Source organism: Pusillimonas sp. ANT_WB101 (genome assembly GCF_008369125.1).
In the GTDB taxonomy this organism is placed as follows: Bacteria; Pseudomonadota; Gammaproteobacteria; order Burkholderiales; family Burkholderiaceae_B; genus Allopusillimonas.
Genome location: NZ_VOAY01000002.1, coordinates 144,920 through 170,312 on the forward strand (window position 1 = coordinate 144,920; position 25,393 = coordinate 170,312).

A 25,393-nucleotide genomic window follows, 5' to 3' on the forward strand; every position below is an offset into this window, starting at 1 on the left:
CCTCAGACGTAACTGGTGTTTGCCCGTGCTTTTTGGTTCAACTTGGCAACAATGGCGATCAGGATCAAGCTTATTACTATAAGAACCGTTGCGAGTGCAGTGATCACTGGATTTACTTGAAGGACAAGCTCATTAAACATTTTCTTTGGCACCGTTTCGTAAGTACCTGCAATAAACTTGGTGACAACGACCTCATCAAAGCTTGTGACAAAAGCAAAAATCCAGGCCGCGAGCGCACTCGGCAGCAAGTTGGGTAACAACACACGCAGCAGCATGGTGTGCCAGGAAGCCCCCAAAGTGAAAGCCACCTGCTCAATGCGGCTATCAAAACTGCGAATTGCCACCGACATAATCAAAACAACGTAGGGTACGCCCAAGATTGTGTGTGCTATCAACAGGCCAGCAAAAGAGCCAAGCAGGCCCACGAAGGCAAGTGCCAGATATAGTGCAACAGAAAGAATAACTGCCGGAATAATTAGAGGAGAAATAAAATTACTTTGGAGAAGGTCACGGCCTTTAAACGTGCCACGAGTCAAGCCGTACGCAGCCAAGCTACCCAGAATCAATGCAAGGCTGCTTGAAATCAACGCCAGCACAACTGACGTTTTAATGGCCGAAATCCATAACGGGTCCGAGAACACCTGGATGTACCAACGGAACGAAAAGCCTTCCGGTGGAAATCGCAGCGAAGTGGATTCCGAAAACGACATTGGAATAACAATCAAGGCAGGTAGTAAGAGAAATAGCAGAGCACCAATACTAACAACCGCCAGGGCAAGTTTGTTAATTCGCCTGATTAACAAATCCGCATGAATAGAGCTACTCGTCGATAGCTGCAACGTGGAAATCCGGGCCGTCATATCGCCTTCTCCTCAGCAGTGAAACGCAGGTAGAAAACAAATAAAGCCATGCTGAATACTAGCAATACAACCGAGATGGATGACGCCATTTCCCAGTTTGGCATTTGATTAATAAGTAGGTCTAGCATGTTCGCAATCATTGGAACCCGTCCACCACCTAGGATCGCTGGCGTAATGTAGAAGCCCAAAGTCAAGATGAATACCAATACGGCACCCGCTGCTAAGGCCGGCAAACTCAGTGGAAAGAAGATTCGCCAAAATACAGTCATACGCCCTGCGCCAAGTGTTTCCGCTGCCTTCATAAGGCCGTCATCGATTTTCATCATGGACGCGAAAAGGGGTAACACTAGAAATGGCAGCAGTACGTTGATTGTGCCAATCACAACACCCAACTGGTTGTAGAGAAAGCTTATGGGTGTGTCGATCCACCCTAGCTTGATTAAAGTGCGGTTAATAACTCCCGAGTTGCCTAGAATTACAATCCAAGCATACGTTCGAACTAGGATACTGATCCAAAAAGGGATGACTATCGCCGCCAAGCCTATCATTTGCCACTTAAGCGAAAGGCCTCGAAGCCAATAGGCGAGAGGGTAACCAAGCAACACACAACACACTGTGGTTATTACAGCAATCTTAAAAGTGTTGCCCAAGACTTTGAGATAAACCGATGTTTCGATGAGATTACTGTAGGCCTCAAAACTTAGGTTTTCTCCGCGAAATAAGCTCTTACCCAGCATCATAAGTATGGGCAGATTAAACCCAACGATCATTAGTATGAGTAATGGCGCTACCATCCATACCGTTGACGCTACTCGCTTTCGTGCGGCGATAGCCATCATCCCTTTTCCTTATAAGCCCAGTTTGAACTGCTGCCAGAGCAATTCGAGTTTTTGTGCATTTTCTGCAGTCCAACTTGGATCAGCTAAAGCTTGCACTTTCCTGTTTTCTGGCGACGTAGGGTAGAGATTTACTTTATCCGCAGGAAGCTTGCTTCCGATATCTGGACTGGCTCCTGTGTAAGGTACAACTTCGGCTGCAATGGCTTGATTTTCTGCCTTAGACATTTCATGTAGCAATCCCATCGCAGCTTCTTTTGTGGCCGGATCTGCGCCTTTTGGAACGACAAAATACGAGACCTGTAACAACCCGTCGTTGTATGTAGACTCGAGCTTCGGGTTCCCCACGACTCGGCCTGACCACGCCGCAGCATACTGGACCTCATTGTCTTCCAGTAATTGAGGTGCCTGAGCGCCAGCTTGCCACCACACGGCGACGCTATCCTTGATTTTTTCGAGGCTTTTGAACGCACGCTCTATATCGAGCGGATAAAGATCTTCAGGCTTCACACCATCAGCCAACAATGCCAAAGGAAGTGTATAGGCTGGATAATCGGGCAACGCACGCTTCCCCGGAAAATCCTTTATATTCCAAAAATCTTCCCATGTTTTGACGGGCTTAGTATCTTTGGGCCACGCCATTATGGTTGAGAAATATTGATAACCGAAACCATCAGGCATTTTTGCTTCGGGAAACATCGGATCGGGATTGATCTTGTCCCAATCTAAAGGTTCGATCAAACCTGTTGCACGTGCGAGGATCAGGTTGGTACTGCCTAATTCCACCAAGATATCTGTGATGCTTTTAGATTGCACCATAGCCTGGAGTTTGCCGAGGCTGGTTGGGCTTTGACGCACCACCTTAATTCCAGTTTTCTTTGTGAACCCGGTGACATAAGCCTTTTCGATAGATTCTCCACTGGGGCCGCCTGATTCGAGAATTCTGATCTCATTGACTTGTGCTGCGGCGACTGTGCTCGCAACGATTAATGAAGCAAGTGTTAAACCCTTAATGGATAACATGAGTTTTTTAGTAGTTTTCATGCAAGTCTCCTTAGTTAATACAAGTGAAATACTTCCAAGTGATGAGCAAAGAGCTTAAGCAGGGACGAGGCATGCGTTTTCAGGTTTCCAAGAAACCCGTACGGCCTGCCCTTCAACTAATAATCGTCCTCCCGTTGTAGTTGCAACTATTGATAGCCCTGCTTCTGTACGCATGTGCACGCGTGTGGTTTGGCCGAGATACACGACTTCAGTCACGGTCGCATTAAGCCCCTTGGCCTCTTTTTGTTCGTGTACCTCAAGATGCTCGGGACGAACGAGCAAATGGGCTTCACCCGATAACACTTTGTTGGGTCGACACATTAAGCGTTCCCCGCACGGAAGCTTGATATAGGTCGAGTCGTTTTCCTCTGTGACCTTGCCGTGCCAAAGATTTGCTATGCCGATGAACTCCGCGACGAATTTATTCTCCGGATCCCTATACGCCCCCTCAGGCGTCGCGATTTGTTGTACTTGACCAGCATTCAGCACTACGACACGCGTGGACAATGAGAGGGCTTCTTCTTGGTCGTGTGTTACCAAGATAGTGGTGACACCTAAATCACGCTGCAATTGGCGAAGCTCCAATTGGACTTCTTCACGAAGCTTCTTGTCGAGAGCTCCCAGCGGCTCGTCTAATAATAGAATTTCCGGCTCGAAAACCAGCGCTCTGGCCAATGCGACACGCTGTTGTTGCCCCCCCGAGAGCTGGCTTTGTTTTCGATCACCTAAGCCATCGAGACGCACCATTTCCAAAGCACGTTTTACTTTGTAGTCGATATCTTTCTTGCCCAATTTTCGTATCGACAGCGGGAAAGCGACATTATCGAATACCGTCATATGAGGAAACAGCGCATAGTTCTGAAAAACCATGCCAAGATTGCGTTTCGCGGGCGGAACGTTTGTCACATCTCGCCCTTCAATAAAAATTTGGCCACTGGTGGGAGTTAATAGGCCCGCAATCATTGACAGCAACGTACTTTTCCCCGATCCACTGGGCCCCAAAAGAGTAACTAGCTCGCTCGATTCAACCTGCAGGTCAGTAGGGTGGACTACCAGATTGCCACCAAACGCTTTTGAAATTCCTTTCAGTTGAATGGCGCTCATGTAGCCACACCTCTTCGTTTTTCAACAAAAATCTCTACGGCGTTGATCAAGCGCTCAAACTCAACCTCTCCCATCGGAAGGGACAGATTCAACATCCCTCTACGTGCGGGCCAGATGTTGCTTTCGAGCATGTCAAAATAAAACAAATCACGTAATTCGTTGTTGCTACCGGATGTGTCCCGCGTGCTTTTTATTTCTCCTGAACACATGTGAACATTCATAAGAGAGCCAATACCGGTGAACTGCATTGGGAAGGTAGCTGAAGCAGCAACCTTGTTCAAACGTGCTCGTAGCGTCTCGCCGCGTTTCGAAAGATCACGCGCAACATCGGGCGTGAAAACCTTGCCATAGCCTGCGGCCCCAGCTGACATTGTGAAAACGTTATTGTTAAATGTGCCTGCGTGACTAAAGTAGTTCGGGCTCGATGGGTCGAAACGTCTCATAATGTCTTCGCGCCCGCCAAAGGCACCGAAGCTGAAACCACCGCCAATGTATTTTCCGAGCGTCGTTAGATCAGGTCGGATGTCATAAACTTCCTGGAGTCCACCGCCTGACATGCGTGAAGTCATCACCTCATCAAAGATTAAGATGATGTTGTGCTTTGATGTCCACTCCCGTAAAGCTGACAAAAACTCAGGCGATGCCGGGATGCATCCACTCGATCCTTGCATGGGCTCAATTAGCACACAAGCCAAGTCATTTCTGTTCTCTTCGAGAAGACTTTCAGTGCTATCCCAATTGTTAAATTGACCAAGCACAAACTCATATGGGACTCTAAGTGGGCTGGCACTACTGCCAAATGTCAGAACCCCACCATGATATCCACCTTCAAACACCATGATTTTATTTTTGTTAGAAACCGCCCGAGCTGTGGCTATGGCATACAAGTTCGCCTCTGTGCCTGAGTTAGCAAAACGGACTAGATCGATTGATGGAAATCGATCGCATATAAGTCGTGCGAGATCTTCTTCTTGTTCTATGTGACCACCCCGAACCCAGCCATTGTCGAGCGCTGTCTCTATTGCCTCTCGAATTATTGGGTCGGTATGGCCGTACAGACCTGCGGTAAATTCACCCAGATAGTCGACATAAGTATGACCGTCGAGAGAAGTTATATAACAGCCTTCAGCTGACGCGAGAGTGATGGGGAACGGAGCGCTATACAGCACAGTACGAGTGTTTCCGCCCGGCAAGACTCCAGACGCTTTTTTATTTTGTGCATGACTCAGCGGATTCTTACTCGTATAACGTTCATACGCTTCGTTGATCAAGCTTTGAATGGATTGTGCAGACTTTAGCGACGTATTCATGACTTGAAATTACTCCTGGATGATTTAAATAGGGCCACCGCTATCTGGTTCGACGCTCAGTGGATTTCAATATTTAAGGCCTTATCGATGCGCTCTCGGCGTTTTGCCTTTTCCACTGCGGAGGGCCCTAGCCGCTTTGCTGACGTCAAAAGCAAGGTTTGAATAATGAAAAACTGAGCTGTGGCGGAGTCAAAATAAAATGGCTCATCAAGAGCCAGCGTCACTCCCTCTGTGTCCGATGTCTCAAGTGCTGACTCTTTGTCTGTAATAGCTAGAATCGGGATACCCATTTCCTTGATAACGTCGACAGCGGTCACAAGTGATCTCGTATAAGGACGAAATGAAATCGCAACCAAAACATCTCTTTTTGTTAAGCGATCGAGATCCGCTGTCAACGGCGAACCAGGGCCCGCCAAAATAGTGACGTCGTCGCGCAAGGTCCCCAGATAACTGCCAAAAAAATAACCAAAAGCGTACGTGGCACGTAAGGCCAGTACGTATACATGCTCGGCACTTACCAACATTTCAACAGCTCTATTAAGCGCGCTGGGGTCAAGTGACTCACTGGCCGAAAGCAGCTTTTGACACTCGGATTGTGCGTGATACCGCACGGACTCCATTGATGTGATGTTCTCTATACTTTCCAAGCGCTCCTGTACACGCCCGCTGTAAAACGGCTGAGTCTCGGCTACGTGTCGTCGAAACACCAGTTGAAGCTCGGAAAACCCTGAGAACCCCAGCCGTTTACCAAGACGCGTCAAGGTTGATGGATCTACGCCATTACGCTTCGCCAAAGATGAGATGCTATCTACTGCGGCCAAACCCGGATGCTGCAACATATCTCTGAGCGCATGTCGTGCTTTGTCTCCGATTCGCGTCTCTCGTGAAGAGTTTTGCTCATCGTTTAGAAAATGATGCAAATCTTCAATGCATTTGATAGCCATGTAGGGCCTATTCCTATGAATCATGCAAATATTCAATGTATTGTAGGCATGCGACGACAACATACCACCAGGTACAAACCCTAAAGCCTAAGTTGGGAGTACAAGTTCGGGTTCTTGGAGAGCTCGTAATGAGCTTCTATTTGCAGAACATGTACGTCGTGGTGAAAGGAACGCGTGATTCACAGCAAGGATCCGAGTGACACCAAACTAATCGTCGAGAACGACACCAGCCGGAAGCACTACCCAACATTTCCCAACCCCATCCATCCAAAAAGGTAAAACCAAGTGTTAACCCTATGACGCTGGGGTTTCACCTAGGTTGCACTCCCACGTAAAATCACTGAATATCGCAGTTTGAATCTCAACTGCAAACTTGGTGGAACCCACAATGAAACTTAAAACACTGTTGATCGGTCTGGTCTGTGCAAGCTTTTCTATGTCTGCCTTTGCAGCCAAGAACTTCAAAGCTAACGTTCTCTATGATCAGAAGCATCCATTTACGCATTATGGCTACCTGACTTGGGCCGACTATCTCAAGGACATTTCTGGTGGCGATTTAAACGCCAAGGTCTACACCGGCACCGTCTTATTGGCTGCTAATGCCAGCATGCAAGGCCTGCGTGACAACGTGGTTCAGGTGGCGCACCACCCTGCCATCTATACGCCGTCTGAGCTTCCCGTGGCCAATGCCATGCAAGAACTCGGCTTCAATTTCGACAACCAGATGGCGGTGATCGCGGCTGTGTCGGAGTTCAGCATGAACAACCCCGTGCAACTGGCTGAGTGGAACAAGTCTGGCCTGGTCTATCTGGGTGCTTACGCCACCTCGCCTTATGTGTTGTTTTGCCGCCAGCCCATCAACTCCCTGGCTGATCTTAAAGGTAAGCGTATCCGCACGGCTGGCTCTACCGTCGCAGACTGGGTGAAGCAAGTCGAAGGCATCGCCGTCAACGTCTCTTCCAGTGAAATGTATTCCGGTCTGGATCGCGGCTCGCTGGATTGCGCCAGTAATTCTCCGCTAGACCTTCAAGCCCGCTCGTTGTGGGAAGTTGCACCCTATACCGTGCTGGTTCCCACGGGCGTGTACTGGTCTGGACCTGAGTGGGGGTTTAACAAGAAATTCTGGGCTGGTCTGAACGACCAGGAAAGGCAATGGTTTAAGGAAGCCTCTGCCTATTCCATGGCCAACATCGTTGTCAACTACAAGAAAGAAGACAAGGCCGCCATTGAATTTGCCAAAGGGAAAGGCAATACCGTTTCCGAAGCACCTGCAGACATCAAGGCATCTGTCGACGCCTTTCGCAAGAAATCGCTCAACGACGTCTACGACTTGGCAGAGAACAAATACAAGGTCCAGAATTCAAAGGAAACTCTCGATGACTTCATCAACACGTATAACAAGTGGGTGAAACTTCTGGCCGACAAGAACACAGACAGCGTTGATGACATGAAGACACTTTTCATGACCAACATCTTCGACAAGCTGCCCGCCAACTACGGCATGTAATTAATGCGAGTCTTGTTCACGACAAGCCGATATCTAGCGAAGGCAGGCTTTTATTTGGCCTGCCTCGCGCTGATATTTATGGCTGCGCACATGTTTCTGGATGTGGTTCTGAGACGTTTGGGAATCTACATAGAAGGCACGCTTGAATTCACGTCGTTTTACTACATGATTTTCGCTGTGTTCTCAGGGCTTGCTTACACGCAATATAAAGACAAGCACATTTCCACCGACATCTTGGTCAACCTACTGCCCAAGAAGATCTCCGACCCGCTTTTCAAATTTAATCTGACTATCCAGCTGATCCTATATGCATTGCTAACCTATCAAACCACCGTAGATGCTTTTAATTCGGCGTCCTTCCACGAACAGGCCATGGCAAACTTCACCTTTTACATTTGGCCAGCTAAGTTCGCGCTGCCCATCGCGTTCTTCTCGCTTTGCCTGGTTGTTCTTTCGCAGCTTCTTGCTTCAAAATCTCAGAGAGACGCATGGACGCACAGTTAATAGTTGGTGTCGCTGGCGTAGCCATTGCGCTGTTCCTAATCTTTTTGCGTGTACCCATCGGTGTCAGCCTCGCCCTAGTCTCGATTATCGGCATAGGCATCGTGGCAGACATGGACGTCGCCCTTAGCATCATTTCTTCCACGCCCTATAACTTCGTTGGTCAATGGGAGCTATCGGCAGCGCCTATGTTTCTGCTGATGGGCTATCTATGCTCGGAGACCAAACTCACTAACGGAATATTCAGGTTTCTGCAGATGCTTCTGCATCGACTGCCCGGCGGTCTAGCCATATCAAGCGTCACCGCCTGCGCCATCTTTTCAGCGGCTTCAGGCTCCAGCGTTGCGACGGCCGGCGCCATGTCCAAGATTGCTGTCCCGGAAATGCTCAACCGCGGCTATAACCCGTCGCTGGCTACCAGCACGGTTGCTGCAGCCGGTACCCTCGGTTCGCTGATCCCACCAAGCATATTGCTGATTCTGTATGGCGTGTATTCAAACACGTCCATCGGGCAGTTGTTCATGGCCGGCGTGCTACCTGGGCTACTGACCGTTGTGCTGTATTTCAGCATGATTATCATCCGCTGCAAAATAAACCCAGAGCTTTATGGCCGCGGAACAGGAACCACCGAGTCTTATTCACGACGAGAGATCCTGAAGGCGTTTACCCAGGTATGGGCACTGCCTACACTTATCATCTTTGTGATGGTTGGCATCTTCTATGGGTGGTTCTCGCCCACCGAGGCCGGCGCCATCGGGTCTGTAACGGCCATCATCATCGCCACCGTCAAGGGAACGATGTCGCGCACAGCCCTGAAGAACGCGGTGTATGAAGCAGTCTATAGCACGGCGAGCATATTCCTGATCATGATCGGGTCTATTTTCTTCACGAAGTTTTTGGCCCTGTCAGGCGTGCCGGACGCGTTCACGAGCTTTATTCTGTCGTTCAGTGAAGAGCGGTGGTGGATCGTGGTCTCGGTGATCATTATTTACCTGATTCTGGGTATGTTCATCGACTCGATCGGCATCTTGTTGCTTACCCTGCCTATCTTGCTGCCCTTGGTCGACGTCGCCCATCTCGATCTCATTTGGTTCGGCATATTGCTGACGAAGATGCTCGAAATAGGCCTCATTACTCCGCCCGTCGGCCTAAACGTCTATGTCATTAAAGCAACTGCTCCGCCGGGCATCAGCCTGGAAACCATATTTAAAGGCGTCATCTGGTTCATTCTTTGCGACGCGGTTTTCCTGGTTCTGATTTATTTCTTTCCCGCCATCGTCACCTATCTGCCAAGTATCATGAGGTAACCTGAATGTATACAGTTCTAAAAAATGCCAGCTATCTGGATGTCCGCTCTGGCACCTATCACACCGATCGGTCGATCATTATCAAGGGTGACAAGATCGAAAAAATCGCTGACGCGAGTGCCGCTGACGGTATGAGTGATGCGAATATCATCGATTGCACTGGGCTACATCTGTTGCCCGGCCTCATTGACGCGCATGTTCACACTACGGCTATTACTCCAGACTTTGCCGAACTCGAAATCTCGTCGCCCTTCTATGTAGCGATCAAGTCCACCGAAATCCTCTCCGGCATGCTGCAGCGCGGTTTCACCACGGTGCGCGATGCAGGCGGGGCCGACTATGGCCTGGCAGCCGCTACGCTGGAAAACCCGGCGATGGGCCCAGAAATTCTGTTTTGCGGCAAGGCACTGTCTCAAACTGGGGGGCACGGCGATGTGCGAACCAAAGGGCGCCGAGAATTTGAGGGCTGTTTCTGCTGTGCCGGGCTCGGTGTTGTGGTCGATGGCGTGACCGAAGTGCGTCGTGCAGCGCGCGACGAGATCCGCAAAGGGGCCACACAGATCAAGATCATGGCATCCGGCGGGGTTTCATCGCCAACCGATCGCATCGACAGCACGCAGTTCTCGATAGAAGAAATACGCGCGATCGTCGCGGAGGCCGAGGCCGCAAACATCTATTGCATGGCCCACGCCTACACGGCACGAGCCATCAAACGCCTACTCCAAAACGGCGTAAGGACCATTGAGCACGGCAATTTGCTTGATGAAGAATGTTGCGATCTTTTTGTCGAAACCGGCGCATATCTGGTACCCACCCTCATCACCTACCAGGCCCTGGCCAACGAAGGCGTGGCCAGCGGTTTGCCGGCCTCGATGGAAGAAAAAATTTACATGGTGCTGGAGGCTGGTAACGTCGCCCTGAAAATGGCCTATGACAAGGGCGTCAAGATGCTGTACGGATCCGATCTGCTGGGTACCATGCAGCGGCACCAGCTGCAGGAATTTAGCATTCGCTCAAAAGTCGTCAGCAACATCGACCTGATCCGTCAGGCGACGGTCAATGCCGCAGAATGCTTTGACAGGGTTGGCAGTATTGGCGAAATCCTGGAAGGCGGGCTGGCCAATATTATTGCTTATCAGAACGACCCTCTTGAGGATATCAACGTACTTGTAAACCCAGAGGAGAGCTTGCAGTTGATCATCAATCGTGGCGTAACCGTTAAGCATCTAGTTACGGCTGATCAGAACGCCTGAACCGGGCCGGCCTGACACCACAGACGCAGATTTTGTGTCTGTGGTGAGATGACCACTTGTAGCTAAGATCTACTTAACCCTTGACGCTCCATTTATGGAACGAGGCGCTACTCATGCCAGGGTCACGGTAAAGCTCTCGCACGGGAGTACTGGCTTCCGTTTTCTTCAGCATGGCGAATAGTTGGCTGTCGGTAAGATGTGAGGTGAGGGCTTCAGGCAAATTTACTTAAATAGTGCTGTTGGAAAACTCTACCTTGTCCCTTTTATGGGAGGATTACCCCCCGGAGAACCACCCGACATGGATATGTTGCGACAGTTGATTGCCAAGCTACGGCTTAAGCAGCTAGAACTAATTTGCTTACTCGCCGAGTATGGTACGTTAAGAGCCGCTGCCAAGGTATTGAACATGACTCCAGCAGCAGCCAGTAAAAGCCTGCGCGAAATCGAGTCCTTGCTAAAGACCTCTCTATTTGACAGAACATCCAACGGCATGACGCTAACCAACAGTGGCACGCTGGTTTTCGACTATGCCAAGGGAACTTTAGACAACACACGCTTACTTATCCAGAACATCGACAATGCCGCAAATGGCGATACGCCAATAAAAATAGCAACGCCGCCTTTCATTGCATGGACATTTCTTTCTCAAGTGCTAGAGGATTTTTATCAAAAACCTCAACTCAATCGGGTAAGAATCCACGAAGAGCGACTAGGAGATAGCAGTAAACTGCTAGAGTCTGACGTGGTCGATGTTTTAATCACGATGAAATCGTCCTCAGAATTGGCGAGTCTCGGGCTTAATGAATATTTTATAAAAACAGTTCTGAGACAATCGTGGAATGTAGTATGCGCCAGAGGAAATTCGCTTGCTAAACGCACGGAATCCTTAGCTTGGTCGGATCTGGTCAACCAAAGATGGATACTGCCTCCGTATCCCACTTACACACGTATTCTTTTCAACCAGATAATACATAAGCACGAACTCAAGTACATAAACCCGCTCGTTGAGGCAACGAATGCAACAACAACGCTAAGTCTTATCAAACGCAATATTGGTATAGGCTTATTATCGGACAGTGTAATACGGGCTATGGCTGAACCAAATATGTTTTCGATAGTGCCAGTAGAGCCTGCTCTGGAACATGTTGACATCGTCTTTGTTTGCAAAAAGAAAATTCAGCACAGACCCGAAATAACAAGCTTATTATCGTCTTGCGAAACCATCTCTAAAACGTTAGAGAGATAGCTTATAGTCAGACAATGTATCGAAATCAAGATCCAAGATCAAATCGTTCGATTTTCTAAAGTCCTGACTATAGAAAATATTCAATAGCGTTAAACAGGCAGAGATTGCTGGGACAGAAACGTTACATGCCTGCGCCAGCTTCTCGAATACCGCCAAACCGAAAGGCATATCCTCTAATATGTATCTATGCATGATCGTGGTAGGACCAGATGGCCCTTGTCCGGTAGACTCAATCTGAGCGACGACATCCGCGAGCGTGTTCCCTTCTACATGATAAGAATTTCGATAATGTTCAGCCAACGTTCGCAGTCTGATATCGAACGCACTCGCAATAGCTAAGCGTTCATCATCTAACGCGGATGCAAGCCTCGCTCCTGCACTAAGAAAATTGCCAAACAGCGGCCAATCCTCGGCCTTTTCCATTCGTGTTAGATTTGGAATCACTTCAGCGGCATGGGCAATCGGATTGATGTTGCTTAGCGTCGCCTCAAGCAAGGTGGCAGTTAGTAAAAACCGCCGTCCAAAAATATTCACACACAACTCGTACGCCAGTTTGCCATTATCTTTAGTGCCGACAGGAAACATCGGGATCACGTCTCGAGGGCTATTCATGTACAAAACCCCGTCAGCCAGAAAGTGTGCGGTGGTCAATGTTGTTCCCCAACCGACCACACACAACTCGACACCATGCCTACGTCCCAGCTCGTAGAGCCAAACTGGTGAAAGAGATAACGCACCGCTAATAATTACTGTCTGTCCGGAAACAAGGTGCTCCACAATATCTTCAAAGACGGTTCTATATGCAGTAGCAGGGAGGCAAACAATCACTGTTGGGTATTTTCTTATCTCGTCCTTGCCTATCAAACCCTGAACTCTTACTAGCTTATTTCCAGCTTGCCGAGTAACTGTAAACTCGACCTCCTTTTCATTTACGATGCTCAGTCGCTTACCTGTTGGCGACCAGATAGCAACGTCGCGCCCTTGCTCAGCGATGTATGTAGCCGTCGCACAGCCTACTGCTCCTGCACCAATAACAACGATGCCATCCTGGTCAGCGCCGACCCAACTATTAGCGTCTTTGCCCATCATATCTTGATGTTTCTTTCTTCGATGACTTTGGCCCATTTCTGGTTTTCCACAGCAACATAGTTAGCCAAGTCAGCACTGCCCCGGTTAATTATCTGTACAGTGTTTTTACTCAGTCGCATTTCAATAGCGTTATCGGACAGAACCACTGATACGGCTTTGGAGAGAGTACGACCAACCTCCTCCCGAATCCCACTAGGAGCAAACATGGCGAACGTGGTCGTTACTTCAAAACCACCAAGACCTTGCTCTGCCAGTGTCTTTAATTCGGGCTCCTCCTGAGACCTTCGTGTGCCAGTCAGACCCAACCCAACAATTCTATCGGACCGCAACAAAGGCAAAGCAACACCTAAATCCAAAAACGCTACATCCACCTGTTCGGTCGCAACCGCGATGGCGGCAGGACCACCACCTTTGTAGGGAATATGGACCATTTCAGTGCCTGTCACGGACATAAACAGCTCTGCAGCCAAATGACTTGTTGAGCCGCTGCCACCCGTTGAAAAATTGAGCTCGCCGGGGTGGTGCTTAGCGTACTCAATCAAATCCTCGACGTTATCGACATTCAACGTTTTCTTCGTCACTAGAACCAGCGGGCTTTCACCAAGCAGTGAAATCGGCGCAAAATCGGTTTGCTTAAACGGCAGATCCTTGTAGAGATGCGGCGCAATAGCAAACGTACTATTAGTAGAGATAATGACGTTATATCCGTCTGGCGCGGCACTGGCGATAAAATTCTGGCCTATGGTGCCGTTGGCACCCGGTCGGTTTTCAACGATCACCGACTGATTTAACTCTTTACTCAGAGCCTCAGCAACAATCCTGGCGAAAACATCGGTAGCCCCACCAGGAGACCAGGCAACGATGACACGAATTGGTCGGGCCGGGTAACCGGTGACCTCTGCTGCATGAACGACAGAAGCGAGCTGCGGAATAAACACGACAGATGCTAAGGAACCAAGTAAGAAGCTACGCCTATCAATCGCCATGATAAAGACCCCCAATTATTCAAAGTCCAATGATTCTAAGCACTGCATGCAGTATGAACAATCAACTTTTTTTATGTTCGTCAGCACTAAAAGCTAACATTGTATTCAAGCTCTTACATCCCGACTTGGGTTCGGCCTGCATAATCAATATTGGAATGCCAGGAATTTACGACACTCTCCAAACTCACGCCGCGGCCCGTTCAAAGGCCTCGGGACTGACGCCACCCAGCCAGGTTGGAAGGGCGAGAACGCAAGTACGACATTGAGTTCAACACGTCGCCAAGTAAATGTCCCGGGATCGCGAGCGCAGCTCACCGGATTCATTGCGCGGTTAATAAACATGATGAGATGATTGCCGAGCGGGGCGACCCGCTTGGATTGCTGCTCAACAAACTCCGGTATATGCAAGAAAGATCGATTGATCTTCAATCCACGCTGCGCCGCGACTCGCGACAGCGCCGGTTCATGCCCAGCGGCCAGCTTTTCCTTGCCTTTGTGGTTAGGTCCAAACCAATATAGGATTTCCTGTTGAATCTGAAAAGTGGATAAAATTAGATTCAAACTATCTAAATTTTGGATGGATTCCGATGCTGGACGGTGTTTCGCTGGACCAAATCAGGGCCTTCATCGCCGCAGCCGATGAAGGCAGCTTCTCGGCTGCAGGACGCAAGCTCTACCGCGTGCAGTCGGCAGTAAGCGGGTGGATCGGCAGCCTGGAGGCCCAACTCGGCGTCGCGCTATTTGACCGCACAGCACGCTTTCCGAAGCTCACGCCCGAAGGTGTACTGTTGCTCGCCGACGCACGCAACATCGTGTCCGGGGTCGATACGCTGAAGGCGCGCGCCAAGCTCATGGCCGGAGGACTTGAGGCCGAATTATCGGTAGTCGTCGACGTGTTCTTTCCGACCGCTACCATTGCAGCGGCGGCAAAGTCATTCGCGGAACAGTTTCCGTTGACCCCGCTACGACTGTTTGTGGAGGGATTGGGCGCGGCGTATCAACCCGTGCTGGATGAGCGTTGCAGCCTTGGAATCCTGGCGTCGTTGCCTGTCGAGTTTCCCTCACTGGTCAGTGAACGCCTGGACGAGATTCCCTTGGTCATGGTGGCGTCACCGCAGCATCCGCTGGCCAAGTTTCGCGGCCGGATACCCAAGCGCGAACTGGCCAAGCATGTGCAACTCGTGCTGACTGACCGTTCGAGCCTGATGTCCGGCAAAGACTACGGCGTCTTATCTCCGTCGACGTGGCGGTTGGCAGACCTTTCGACCAAGCACGCATTTCTCAGGGATGGCGTTGGGTGGGGCAGCATGCCTCGGCACATGGTGGAGTCCGACATTGCCGTGGGGAGCCTGGTGCTCCTCGATGTGCGTGAGGACTTCGCATTAACCATGTCTGCTTGTTACCGGGCGTCGGCGCCACCTGGGCCAGCAGGAAGATGGCTCATCGACCACTTGAAGCGTTTGTCCGTCAATGCTCATGAGAGTGATGACACATCCACCAGAAACGGGCCAGACCGAGTGTAGTTAAAGCCCATGCGTGGATGGTGACGCAACGACTGCGCGCGTCGGCGAGCAACAGCACGCTCATGGACGTGCGCTTACCGCCATTAAGCAGTCACGTGTCCTAACATCTCAAATATAGATAGATCCCATCTAAATATCCCCTCTTTTAAAAATACATGTTGTCCGCCATCATTTGAACAGTGCGGGGCAATCTGGGGCGAACTAATCCACGATGGCCTCGAGATTGATAAACGTTCATTCAAGGAATTCAACATGACTTACTCCATCGTCGGAACCGGCAACGTCGGTAAAGCCCTAGCGCTGCAATTTGCCCGTAGCGGCATCTTGTTCGGCATCGCCAACACGCGTGGCCCAGACTCCATCGCGCCGCTGGCCGAAGAGCTGGGCGACAAGGTTGTTCCCATGACGCTGCAGGAGGCACTCAAGGCCGACGTAATCATCCTAGCGGTGCCGTTCTGGGCGCACCGCGAAGTTGCCAAGGCCGCCACCACGTGGCAAGGCAAAATCGTCATTGATGTCACCAATGCGTATGGTGTGCCGCTGTCCGACCTGGACAACCTGCCTTCCTCAGCAATCGTGGCGAAGGCGCTGCCTGGCGCGCATCTGGTGAAGGCATTCAACCATCTGCCCGCAGGTGTGCTCAAACAGGAGCCTGCCACCGCCGCAGGCCGTCGGGTGATCTTTCTATCGAGCGACGACGAAGGCGCGACCGCGACGGTCGCCGCACTGGTCGAGAAGCTCGGCTACGCGCCGATCAGTCTCGGCAAGATTGCGGAAGGCGGTCAGCTCGTGCAGGCACGGGACAAGAGCTGGGCGCCGCTAATTTTTCAAGATCTATTCAAGAAAGAGCAGTGAGCGATGTACGACCACGTAGTCTGGCCCGCGCGGTTTGATTCGATGACGTTGGCCATCTACGCACTGAACGACATTGACGTGACCGAGTACGTGCCCAGCCAAAGGCTCGCGTGGGCTACGACAGTCGACGGCGACGAGACCGGATCAGCGGATGGATCACTTAACGCACACACTATTGGAAAAGAACAGCATGAAGATCGAACTTAAAGGCCGCAAGGCCATCGTTACCGGATCGACAGCAGGCATTGGCCGCGCGATCGCCGAAGGGGAGTAAAGGGCGACTCGTTTCATAACGGTACCTGCGACCTTCGCTTAACGCCTGCCCCGCTTTCGCTCTCTGTTATGGCTCTTAACCAACAGTGCGATGAATGCCAGACCCGCAGCAGCACTGGTATGGCCGCTATAGACTGTCAATCCAAAGCTCCACCCCATGCTTGCTGCAGCCAGCCATAAAGCCAGCAACAAAAACAGCCAACCCGCTGCACGCAGGCCTCGGGTGAGCAGCGCGTTCAATGCGTGGCCAAACAGATCCTCCTGATGGCGGATCATTGACAGCGCCAAGCAAGCAAAGCCCACCAGCGCAAGCAGAAAAAGCACGGCATGAGTTAGCCAGAAAACCTGGCCGATCATGTATTTTCTCCTGCGGAAGCCGAGGCGGGTGTCACTGAGTCACTTGCAGCCGAACCGGGCGCCGAAGCACGCGTCGCTAAAGCGGAACGTTTCTTACGCACCGGCTTGGTCCGGGGCTGATGGCGCGCCGTGCACATAGCCAAATAGGCAAGCAAAGCCGCAAAAACCAGCATGGCAAGGTCAAAGCCGGCAAATAGCCAATCGCCGTCCTGCAGGCTTTTGAACAAGCTCCGATCTGTCGTGAATACATTCAACACCGGCAACAAGACCATCAGAGCCGCAGCCAGCCAGAACAGTTCAACCCAAGCCCGCTTGGCTGGACGCATCAACGCCCAAGCCAACGTACCGGCCCAGATGATGAAGAAGCCATGGATTTCCCAGGTGGCCCGCTGCGCCATATCTAGCGGCAGCAAACGGTTAAGCCAGAAGAATGCCGTCATGGCTACCGGCAACCCCGCAATGGCGGCGATGTTCAGGCGCTCGACCAGTCGGAAGCCGAAGTAAGGCTTTTCCGGGTCAGGCAGCTTGGCTCGACGCTTGACCGTCCATAGCACCAGCCCCGTACCCACCATAGCCGTGCCAGCCATGCTGATGATGAAATACAGCCAGCGTGCAATGATGTCGGCAAAACGCCCCAAGTGCAGGCCATACAATACACCTTGGAAGGTGGCCGCTGGGCCGGAGCCATCCTTGAACTGCAGCAACTTACCCGATATACCATCGAACACCACGTACTGCGGTGTGGTCGATACTCGCAGTGCCTGTTGTCGAACAATGACGATCTTAGCCGCGGCATCGCCAGGATTATTTACCTGAATCGAACCCACGCCTCCCTGGCCCCAACGCTGTTCAGCCTGTTGGATAAATGAGCCGACAGGCAGAAGCGCTGCTGCCTCGCCCGCTGGTTTGCCTGCGGGCATGAAGAACCGCATTTCACTGGCAACGGCGGTTCGATCCGCCTGCGAAGGCAAGGCCTGTAAACCGAAAGGCATATACATCACCATTAAAGTGATTAGTCCGCTCCAGGTAATCATGAAATGAAACGGCAGGCCCAAGACAGACAGCCCGGCATGCGCATCCAACCAGGAGCGCTGACCTTTTCCCCAGCGGAATGTAAAAAAGTCCGTGAAAATTTTCTTGTGAGTGATAACACCGCTGATTATGGCCACCAGCATGAACATGGCGCAGAACCCTGCAATCCAGCGCGCCCACAAAGCGGACATATAGTGAAAATTGAAGTGAAAGCGATAGAAGAAATCTCCGCCGCTTGTCTCTCTAGCTTGCAATGACTGACCCGTCTCGGCATCAAACACACCATTACCGATGCCGCGCCCCCGTGCTTGGGGGTCGCGCCAGAAGGCGCTGGCGAACGGCTGGCGCTCAGTGGGTAGAGTAATGCTGACTTGCGTGGCTGCGGGAGTCCGGGTTTGTATGCTATCCAATACGCGCTGCGCGACTTCAGCAGGTGGCAGCGTCGCTGAAGCGACCAGTTCGGGGCGCATGTAACGCGTCATTTCCTCGCGGAAGTACGCGGCCGTGCCCGTCAGAAACATGGAGTACAGAATCCAGCCCGCCAGCAAGCCCGTCCAGATATGCAGGTCGGACATGGACTGACGTATGCCACGCGGCTTGACGGCAGGCTTGGCGGCCCGTGCCGGTTTTACTGACTCCGTTTTCGGTCGTGGATGCGTATTTTGAATGAGTTCGCTCATGCCCCGCCCCCATACCAAACCCAAGCAGCTACCGGCAGCAACAGCACAGCGGCCACCAACAGCCCTCCCCAGGCACGGGTGGCAGAGCGTACAGCAAACACCCAAATAACCGCAGCGGCATAGACCAGAAAACTGGCCGTCATGCCAATCAAAGCCGCTTCAGACGATCGGACGGGCAAAGCAAGCGCAGCGACTGATAGCAAGGCCGCCAGTGTATAGCCACCGAGAATGGCAGCAGCTAAGCGCGATATCAATGGAAAATTCCGAAACACGATCAGAAATCGACACTAGCCGAGAGCATGAAAGTACGCGGCGCGCCCAATGCCAGACTCGTGAAGTGTGGTTTTGCCCAATAAGCCTTGTTCGTCACATTGTTGACCGCTGCGCGCAAGGTTAGCGGATGGCCTGACACCTTGGTGGTATAGCGGGCACCCACGTCAAACACAGTATGGCCAGGCACCGATAACGAGTTATCTGCATTAAGGTATTGCTTTGATGCCGCAGTCGCGTTCGCCGTGAGCGTCAGCGCTCGCAGTGCCGGGATATCCCACTCCACACCAAGCTTGGCCTGCCATTTGGGTAGCCCTGTAGCCTGCTTGCCCTGATTAGCAGGGCTTGCTGCTTTCGTTACTTCTGGGTCTGAATAGGCGATGCCGCCCATCAGGCGCACGCCTTGCACTGGTGAACCAAAAAACCCCCATTCCACGCCCCGATTGCGCTGTTCACCGCCGAAAGAAAAGACGTTGGTGTAAGGATCGCTGTAGCTGCCTGGACGCTTGATTTCATATAGGCTGACCGTGTGGGCGAATTCACCAAGGTCAAGTTTGATGCCGACTTCCTTCTGTTTGGTCTTGTAGGGTGCGAAGACTTCGCCCGCATTGGCTGCCGTGTTGGGTGCCATGGCGCCCTGGCTCAGGCCCTCGATATAGTTGGCATACACCGAGATTTTATCGGTTGCCTTGACCAAGACGGCTACTGCCGGCGTGGTTGCGCTTTCTTTATAACGACTACCTGTGCGCACGCCGGTCGTACCGTTGAAACTTTCGTTGATCACTTCCTGACGACGTGCGCCAAGCGTGAGTTGCACTCTGTCCTGAGCAAACGAAAGGGTGTCCGCGAAGCCAACACTGGTCAGACGCGTTTCGGTTCTGCTGATCTTCGGTATGTTGCTGGGGCGTGCAGATTCGGGACCCCACACAGGGTTGTAGATGTTAGTCACCCAGGCCTGGGGCAGCAGGTTTCTAAAGCCGTTAAGGTGATACTCTTCGCTGTAATGGGTGGCGTTGACCGCGAACTGATGCCCCACCGAACCCGTGCGAACTTTGCCCATCAGCCCCACCTCAGCCGACTTCCGCTCCACCTTATCGGATACGCCGCTGAAGTTGATCTGGAAGTCACCGGCCTGGTTGAAAATTTGGCCCGAACCCATATTGGAATTAAACTCCGTCTTGCTGATGCCTGCTGCGGCATAGGCTGTCAGCTGATCGGTCAAATCGAATTCACCGCGCAGCAAGGCTCCTTTGTCCGTCGTTTCATAGAACGCCCATGGCGGATTCCACGACACATCTGGCTTCGGTGGCGTAGGTAATGGCAAGCCGGGGGCAAGCGTCATGCCTCGGGTTAAGCCATTTGCCCGATCTTTACTGTGGTACAGGTCTGCCGACACGCGTGCGCGCTCACCGCGCCAGTCCAGTCCAAGGGATGCCATCGAAATTTTCTTATCCTGCGCCTTCACCGCTGTCTCGCCATCCCGATAGACGCCATTGAAACGGATGCCAAACTGCTTGGTCTCGCCGAAGCGACGACCCATATCGATATGGCCGCCAAAATGCGAGTCCGACATATAGGTTCCCGTTAGACGCGTTAAGGGCTCATCGCCCGCACGCTTGGTCACCAGGTTGATTGCGCCACCCGCCGACCCCTTGGGTGGCATGCCATTGAGCAACGCAGAAGGCCCCTTGAGCACGTCAATACGCTCAAACATCTCGGGAGAGTTACGGTAATAGCCTGCCATGCCAGCCAAGCCATTGATGGTCACATCGCCCACGTCAGATCTAAAACCGCGGATCGAATAGCTCTCATTGCTCTCTCCAGGAATACCACTGGTAAATACCGACGGGTCAGTCTTGGAGATGACTTCGCTGATGTCCCTGGCTTGCAGATCTTCGATGAACTTGTCCGTGTAGCTGATGGTGTTAAATGGCGTTTCCATGAAGTCCATGACGCCAAGTAGCCCAACGCGACCGCCAGTCGTCACTTGCCCACCCGGATAAGTCTGAACGGCTCCCCCCTCTTGGCCTTGCACCGTGATCTTCGGCAACGCAGCGACATCGTCAGAGGAAGATGTTTGAGTCTGTTTTACTTGCGCGTCTGCCACGTCACCGCTCGGCTGTGCCAATGTTGGTGTGGCCACAACTAAAGTGCAGAACGCCAGTCCGAGTAGCAATGCCATCCGCACAGCGCAAGCTGTGCGGTTCAGGGTGAATGCGGGGTATTGACTCGTTCTTCCTAGTAAAGAACATACGATGTGGTACTGATGGCACGGCGTGTGCATATCGGGATCCTTTCTGTAGAGGAGATGGTTTTTGTTAAATCGGTAATGAAAACAATAATGAGATAGAGAACTATTACCTTTAATGTTTGAACGTTTAAATCATTGCGCTGTACTCAATCAATCTCGACAACCGTTAATGACGCCGTCGATGACGTGCTACACAGAAATCACGCTTGTACATGTGACGTACCAAGCGTTCGAATCAAAAAACAACATACGTCCGTTCTTGCAGGCACCACTTTGCTGCAGCAGCGGATTAAGCAAATTCCATTGCAATCAGATCGTTATTGCACTGAACGTGTCTACGTCAATTTGTGCTCTCCTGAAGAGCTGACAATGGCCGTCGCAGTGCCAGGCCATTACGTGCAACTAAGCCCTGATAACATCCTGGCCCGCACAATAGGCAGTGACTCAGTACCAGTCAATTGGTCTCTAATGCTTGACCGAAAACTGGGCAAAAAATCACTAACAACACTAAGACCAACAATTTGTTGCATGATAGTAAACTAATTAATAGACGTCATGCAAACCGCATACAGGATTGTTATGATCAGGCAAGGAACAGACATGAAAACACCAAAAGACGTGGCAGCGCGCGGGCGACCTCCTACCATCACACGCGAACGAATTGCTAACGCGGGCATCCAGATCGGCTTGCCCAACATTACCTTTGTTGGCGTCGCCGCCGCACTCGGCGTCAGCCATATGGCGCTTTACAAACACGTTTCGAGTCTTGAGGCGCTCAAACACCTGGTCGCAGAGGCCATCTTCACCCGCTGGGATCTTCCGCGGGGCGAAGGCAATGGCGATGACGGACTGAAAAATTACCTGATCACGTTCACGACATCTATACGAGAGTTCGTCAAGGCCCATCCCGGGCTAACGCCCTACGTGATCCGCAGACTGGCGGCAACCGAACCCATGCTCGCAAAAATCAGAGAGCACCAGAGCTATATTGCCTGTACGTACGGAATTTCTGAGGAAAAATCACGCTGGCTACTTGCGACGGTGGCATTCCACTGCATCGCCGTAAGCGACACGGTATATTCGGTAGCAGGACAAGAACCCACCGTGAAAGCCGACCGTGCAGCGGAAGAAGCGGAGATGGAAACTGAATTGATTCAGGGTATGCAAGCTCTCATCATCGGGGCACTAATCATGCTAGAGGAAGACGCAGGTCTCAACAGTTCGGCTTCGCAACCGAACGATAATCACCCTAAAAAATAAATAGCATTAAAGTCGGCACGGTCTTGGCAAACAGGCGAGACGACAATTCGAGATGCGGTATTTAGCGACGCAGGTGAAAATTTGATTTTTATACCTGCTCAGAAGTAAGCCGGATTTTTTTCTACCTGCCCGTTTAGGAATATTTATGGTTGATGCACTCACCCCGAAGTAGCACCAGTCAAGCCGAAATTGAGTGCCGAACGACATTTGTGACGCGGCGCGTCACACTTTGGAAGGGCCTGAAGGTCACCACCACCAGATCGTCTGCAGGAGGCAGAAGCCCAAAAACGGATTGTTTGGGCGAGTGATAAAGGCCCTGGGCGAACTTTTTCAACCTGCCACTAGTCACTAGCTCACGCAGGTGCCTATCCACTGCTGTAGAAAGGCCCGCATGTTTCGGCCGAATTCGCATAGCTAAATCACATAAATAGATCTAGTCAAACATACCCATATTAGGCATGATAAAGCCCAATATGGGTACGACAAACATTACATCGCCGTCGCGCAGTCTCTCCGATGCGCCCATCAAACGAGCTCACACGCCTGCATAAAATCCAACCGTGGTAAGCGTTCGTAGCCAGAAGTGTCCCGACCATTTCCTAGATTACAAAGAAAATTAACCCGACATGAACCGTCTGGGAAAAACTCTTTGGCTATCGCTTCAGCATCGAACCCGCCCATTGGCCCACAATCAAGCCCTAATGCGCGCGCTGCCAAAACGAAGTAGCCGCCCTGTAGGCTACTGTTTTGCAGGGCGGTGCGTTCAATTAAGGTATCGGATCGATTAAACCAAGACGCGGCAGTGGCCTGATGAGGATAAAGATGAATCAACTGATCATAAAAGCGCAGATCGTACGCGAGGATGGCGGTGACTGGAGCACTGCTCGTGGACGCGCGATTTCCTTTGTCGACCAGGGGCAGTAGTCGGGCTTTAGCATCTTCACTGCACACAAACATAACCCGCAGGGGGCTACAGTTGGCCGAGGTTGGCCCCAATGCGGCAAGCCTATACAACTCTTTCAACGTAGATGAGGGTACAGGCGTAGGCCACCAGTCTCGGTAGGTGCGCGCGTTATCAAAAAGCTGGTTAATAGCCGTGTCGTCGATACTACCGCGCTCAGCTTGGGCTTGATCCTGAATAACGTCCACATTAAGCATGTTTCCCTCCTTGTATTTTGCCGCCACGCAACAATTTGCCTGGCAAAGCACCCGTAGCTTCCCCATTCAGAAAAATAGGCTCACCCGCCACCAACGTCGCAACATACCCGTCCGCTCGCTGAACAAGGCGTCGCCCTCCTGCCGGCAAATCAAACACCATTTCTGGAACATGCACCTGCAGTTTCTCCATGTCGATGATGTTGATATCGGCCTTAAATCCTGGCTTCAAAATGCCTCGATCAGTTAACCCATAGATGCGTGCCGTGTCAGACGTTTGTCTTTTGACGATCCATTCCAAGGGCAAGTGTGCCCCCCGCGTGCGATCGCGAGTCCAATGTGTCAGCATAAATGTGGGCATGCTTACATCACAAATATAGCCACAATGAGCCCCACCGTCGGATAAGCTATTTACTGTGCCTTCATGCTGCAATAGATCATGCAGATGGTCCAAGTTTTCATTCGAGTAGTTAAACGAAGGAAAATATAAAATAGCAGTACCTTCTTTCTCCATCATCCAATCATAAATAATGTGAAGAGGTTCACGCCCTGTATGCCGGGCGACTGCCGCAACGCTGTGCTCTGGTGCCGGCTCATACTCAGCAACACCATTGATTGCAAGGGGGAATATTTTATGAAAATTGCCGAACAACGTCGCGGAACGACGGTCTAGGTGCTCTGTTTTCTCCTGCAGGATTTGTGCACGAATTGCTGGGTCTCGAAGCTTTTTAAGCTTTTCTTTGAAAGGAAGTGAGCCTAACGCTTTATAGGCACTCACCCCTATAAAAGGATGTAAGGTACTTTGCCAGGAAAACAAGATACCTAGTGGGCGCCCACTGATACCCGCAAATAATGGCACTTGGTTTGTTTGAGCATCATTGAGTAAGCCCAGTATGGTTTTCCAAACATCGGGGGCCTCATCAGTCTGTTGCAGGTTAAAGAGCACGGGAAGTTGATTATGCTTTGCAAGGGCCGTCAACCACGGCATCTCTTGTTCCATATTTGGATGATTACTCGTCATCTGAAAGGCTCCATGACCCACTTCGGCCATGACGGTACCTAACGACATCACCTCGTCTTCAGTGGCAAAAGTACCTGGAGGGTACTTTCGCCCATCGTACTTATGCAAAAAAGTTCGCCCTGTCGAGAAGCCCACTGCGCCGGCTAACAGCCCCTCGCGCACTATTTCACGCATCTCACGCAAGTCAGCAGGGGAAGCTTCATCATGATGGATGGCGCGATCACCCATTACGTACGCCCTAACTGCAGAATGAGGGATCTGGGCACCAATATCTAAGGCTTTAGGGCGCCGGTCCAACGCATCCAAATACTCAGGGAAGGTTTCCCACTCCCACTCAATTCCCTCAGATAGGACTGTGCCTGGAATATCTTCCACGCCTTCCATCACTTTAATCAACCATTCCCGCCGATCGGGTTTAACTGGAGCAAAGCCGACACCACAATTGCCCATGATTGCCGTCGTCACGCCATGCCAGGTGCTGGGACTCAGGTAAGGGTCCCAAGTAGCTTGGCCGTCATAGTGCGTATGCACATCTACCCACCCAGGGGTAACGACACAACCGTCAGCATCTAGTTCGCGACGAGCCGGGCCTAACCCTGTACCAACAGCCTGAACTCGACCATCAGTTATCGCGACATCCGCAACAAAAGCCGGGCTTCCCGTTCCATCAATTACTGTGCCACCACGCACTAAAAGATCATGCATCGTCATTCCTTGTAATAATTCTCG

Annotated in this window: 23 protein-coding genes; 9 read left to right on the top strand and 14 right to left on the bottom strand. The window is 51.4% G+C overall.

Annotated elements, in window-relative coordinates; translation table 11 throughout:
- Positions 1-2: 2 nt before the first annotated feature.
- The 6 genes from FQ179_RS09670 to FQ179_RS09695 are packed head-to-tail and all read right to left on the bottom strand — an operon-like array spanning position 3 to position 6,098.
- A complete protein-coding gene (locus FQ179_RS09670) occupies positions 3-860 on the bottom strand; it encodes an ABC transporter permease (RefSeq protein WP_149397111.1) in 858 nt (285 codons plus the stop codon).
- Positions 857-1,699 (bottom strand): ABC transporter permease, encoded by an 843-nt coding sequence (locus FQ179_RS09675; protein WP_149397112.1) that lies wholly within the window; start codon positions 1,697-1,699, stop codon positions 857-859. The genes FQ179_RS09670 and FQ179_RS09675 overlap by 4 nt, the downstream gene beginning before the upstream one ends.
- Before the next feature lie 9 nt (positions 1,700-1,708).
- Positions 1,709-2,740 (bottom strand): extracellular solute-binding protein, encoded by a 1,032-nt coding sequence (locus tag FQ179_RS09680; RefSeq protein ID WP_149397113.1) that lies wholly within the window; start codon positions 2,738-2,740, stop codon positions 1,709-1,711.
- A 54-nt stretch (positions 2,741-2,794) separates the two neighbouring features.
- On the bottom strand, positions 2,795-3,844 hold the full coding sequence (locus tag FQ179_RS09685; protein WP_149397114.1) for an ABC transporter ATP-binding protein: 1,050 nt from the start codon (positions 3,842-3,844) through the stop codon (positions 2,795-2,797).
- Positions 3,841-5,154, bottom strand: coding sequence for an aspartate aminotransferase family protein (locus FQ179_RS09690; RefSeq protein ID WP_149397115.1), 1,314 nt, complete (start codon positions 5,152-5,154; stop codon positions 3,841-3,843). Before FQ179_RS09690 ends, FQ179_RS09685 begins: the two co-directional genes overlap by 4 nt.
- A gap of 56 nt (positions 5,155-5,210) precedes the next feature.
- Positions 5,211-6,098, bottom strand: coding sequence for a MurR/RpiR family transcriptional regulator (locus tag FQ179_RS09695; RefSeq protein WP_188074567.1), 888 nt, complete (start codon positions 6,096-6,098; stop codon positions 5,211-5,213).
- Between the two features lie 388 nt (positions 6,099-6,486).
- Between FQ179_RS09695 and FQ179_RS09700 the strand changes: the two genes are divergently transcribed.
- From FQ179_RS09700 to FQ179_RS09720, 5 genes are all read left to right on the top strand, one after another.
- Positions 6,487-7,605 carry a C4-dicarboxylate TRAP transporter substrate-binding protein gene (locus FQ179_RS09700; RefSeq protein ID WP_149397117.1) on the top strand — a complete coding sequence of 373 codons (1,119 nt, stop codon included), beginning with the start codon at positions 6,487-6,489 and terminating at the stop codon, positions 7,603-7,605.
- A gap of 90 nt (positions 7,606-7,695) precedes the next feature.
- Positions 7,696-8,109 (top strand): TRAP transporter small permease, encoded by a 414-nt coding sequence (locus tag FQ179_RS09705; protein ID WP_188074568.1) that lies wholly within the window; start codon positions 7,696-7,698, stop codon positions 8,107-8,109.
- Complete coding sequence (locus tag FQ179_RS09710; RefSeq protein WP_149397119.1) at positions 8,094-9,413, top strand: TRAP transporter large permease; 1,320 nt, start codon at positions 8,094-8,096, stop codon at positions 9,411-9,413. The genes FQ179_RS09705 and FQ179_RS09710 overlap by 16 nt, the downstream gene beginning before the upstream one ends.
- Positions 9,414-9,418: 5 nt before the next feature.
- Complete coding sequence (locus FQ179_RS09715; RefSeq protein WP_149397120.1) at positions 9,419-10,666, top strand: amidohydrolase family protein; 1,248 nt, start codon at positions 9,419-9,421, stop codon at positions 10,664-10,666.
- Between the two features lie 298 nt (positions 10,667-10,964).
- On the top strand, positions 10,965-11,912 hold the full coding sequence (locus tag FQ179_RS09720) for a LysR family transcriptional regulator (protein ID WP_188074569.1): 948 nt from the start codon (positions 10,965-10,967) through the stop codon (positions 11,910-11,912).
- On the opposite strand, the gene FQ179_RS09725 is transcribed toward FQ179_RS09720, so the two are convergent.
- The gene (locus tag FQ179_RS09725) at positions 11,901-13,001 is read right to left on the bottom strand and encodes an NAD/NADP octopine/nopaline dehydrogenase family protein (RefSeq protein WP_188074570.1); all 1,101 of its coding nucleotides are present in this window, start codon (positions 12,999-13,001) and stop codon (positions 11,901-11,903) included. The two genes, FQ179_RS09720 and FQ179_RS09725, sit on opposite strands and share 12 nt — an antisense overlap.
- Positions 12,998-13,939: a tripartite tricarboxylate transporter substrate binding protein gene (locus FQ179_RS09730; protein WP_188074571.1), complete on the bottom strand. Its 942-nt coding sequence runs from the start codon at positions 13,937-13,939 to the stop codon at positions 12,998-13,000. Before FQ179_RS09730 ends, FQ179_RS09725 begins: the two co-directional genes overlap by 4 nt.
- Positions 13,940-14,574: 635 nt before the next feature.
- Here FQ179_RS09730 and FQ179_RS09740 point away from each other — a divergent pair.
- The 3 genes from FQ179_RS09740 (at position 14,575) to FQ179_RS22445 (ending at position 16,639) form a co-directional block, all read left to right on the top strand.
- Positions 14,575-15,510, top strand: coding sequence for a LysR family transcriptional regulator (locus tag FQ179_RS09740; protein ID WP_149397125.1), 936 nt, complete (start codon positions 14,575-14,577; stop codon positions 15,508-15,510).
- 252 nt (positions 15,511-15,762) lie between these two features.
- Positions 15,763-16,365: an NADPH-dependent F420 reductase gene (locus FQ179_RS09745; RefSeq protein ID WP_149397126.1), complete on the top strand. Its 603-nt coding sequence runs from the start codon at positions 15,763-15,765 to the stop codon at positions 16,363-16,365.
- A 151-nt stretch (positions 16,366-16,516) separates the two neighbouring features.
- Positions 16,517-16,639, top strand: a complete 123-nt coding sequence (locus tag FQ179_RS22445) for a hypothetical protein (protein WP_255474932.1) — start codon at positions 16,517-16,519, stop codon at positions 16,637-16,639.
- 38 nt (positions 16,640-16,677) lie between these two features.
- Here FQ179_RS22445 and FQ179_RS09755 read toward each other — a convergent pair whose 3' ends face one another.
- Genes FQ179_RS09755 through FQ179_RS09770 form a run of 4 tightly spaced genes read right to left on the bottom strand, consistent with a single transcriptional unit; the run spans position 16,678 to position 21,159 of the window.
- Complete coding sequence (locus tag FQ179_RS09755) at positions 16,678-16,995, bottom strand: DUF3325 domain-containing protein (RefSeq protein WP_149397128.1); 318 nt, start codon at positions 16,993-16,995, stop codon at positions 16,678-16,680.
- Positions 16,992-18,707 carry a PepSY domain-containing protein gene (locus FQ179_RS09760; protein WP_149397129.1) on the bottom strand — a complete coding sequence of 572 codons (1,716 nt, stop codon included), beginning with the start codon at positions 18,705-18,707 and terminating at the stop codon, positions 16,992-16,994. Before FQ179_RS09760 ends, FQ179_RS09755 begins: the two co-directional genes overlap by 4 nt.
- Positions 18,704-18,961, bottom strand: a complete 258-nt coding sequence (locus tag FQ179_RS09765; protein ID WP_255474933.1) for a DUF3649 domain-containing protein — start codon at positions 18,959-18,961, stop codon at positions 18,704-18,706. The genes FQ179_RS09760 and FQ179_RS09765 overlap by 4 nt, the downstream gene beginning before the upstream one ends.
- Positions 18,962-18,981: 20 nt before the next feature.
- Positions 18,982-21,159, bottom strand: coding sequence for a TonB-dependent receptor (locus FQ179_RS09770; RefSeq protein ID WP_370459858.1), 2,178 nt, complete (start codon positions 21,157-21,159; stop codon positions 18,982-18,984).
- 669 nt (positions 21,160-21,828) lie between these two features.
- Here FQ179_RS09770 and FQ179_RS09775 point away from each other — a divergent pair.
- Positions 21,829-22,488 carry a TetR/AcrR family transcriptional regulator gene (locus tag FQ179_RS09775; protein WP_149397132.1) on the top strand — a complete coding sequence of 220 codons (660 nt, stop codon included), beginning with the start codon at positions 21,829-21,831 and terminating at the stop codon, positions 22,486-22,488.
- A 525-nt stretch (positions 22,489-23,013) separates the two neighbouring features.
- On the opposite strand, the gene FQ179_RS09785 is transcribed toward FQ179_RS09775, so the two are convergent.
- Both FQ179_RS09785 and FQ179_RS09790 read right to left on the bottom strand, forming a co-directional pair.
- Positions 23,014-23,646 carry a malonic semialdehyde reductase gene (locus FQ179_RS09785; RefSeq protein ID WP_149397655.1) on the bottom strand — a complete coding sequence of 211 codons (633 nt, stop codon included), beginning with the start codon at positions 23,644-23,646 and terminating at the stop codon, positions 23,014-23,016.
- Positions 23,639-25,369 carry an amidohydrolase family protein gene (locus FQ179_RS09790; RefSeq protein ID WP_149397134.1) on the bottom strand — a complete coding sequence of 577 codons (1,731 nt, stop codon included), beginning with the start codon at positions 25,367-25,369 and terminating at the stop codon, positions 23,639-23,641. Before FQ179_RS09790 ends, FQ179_RS09785 begins: the two co-directional genes overlap by 8 nt.
- Between the last annotated feature and the right edge of the window lie 24 nt (positions 25,370-25,393).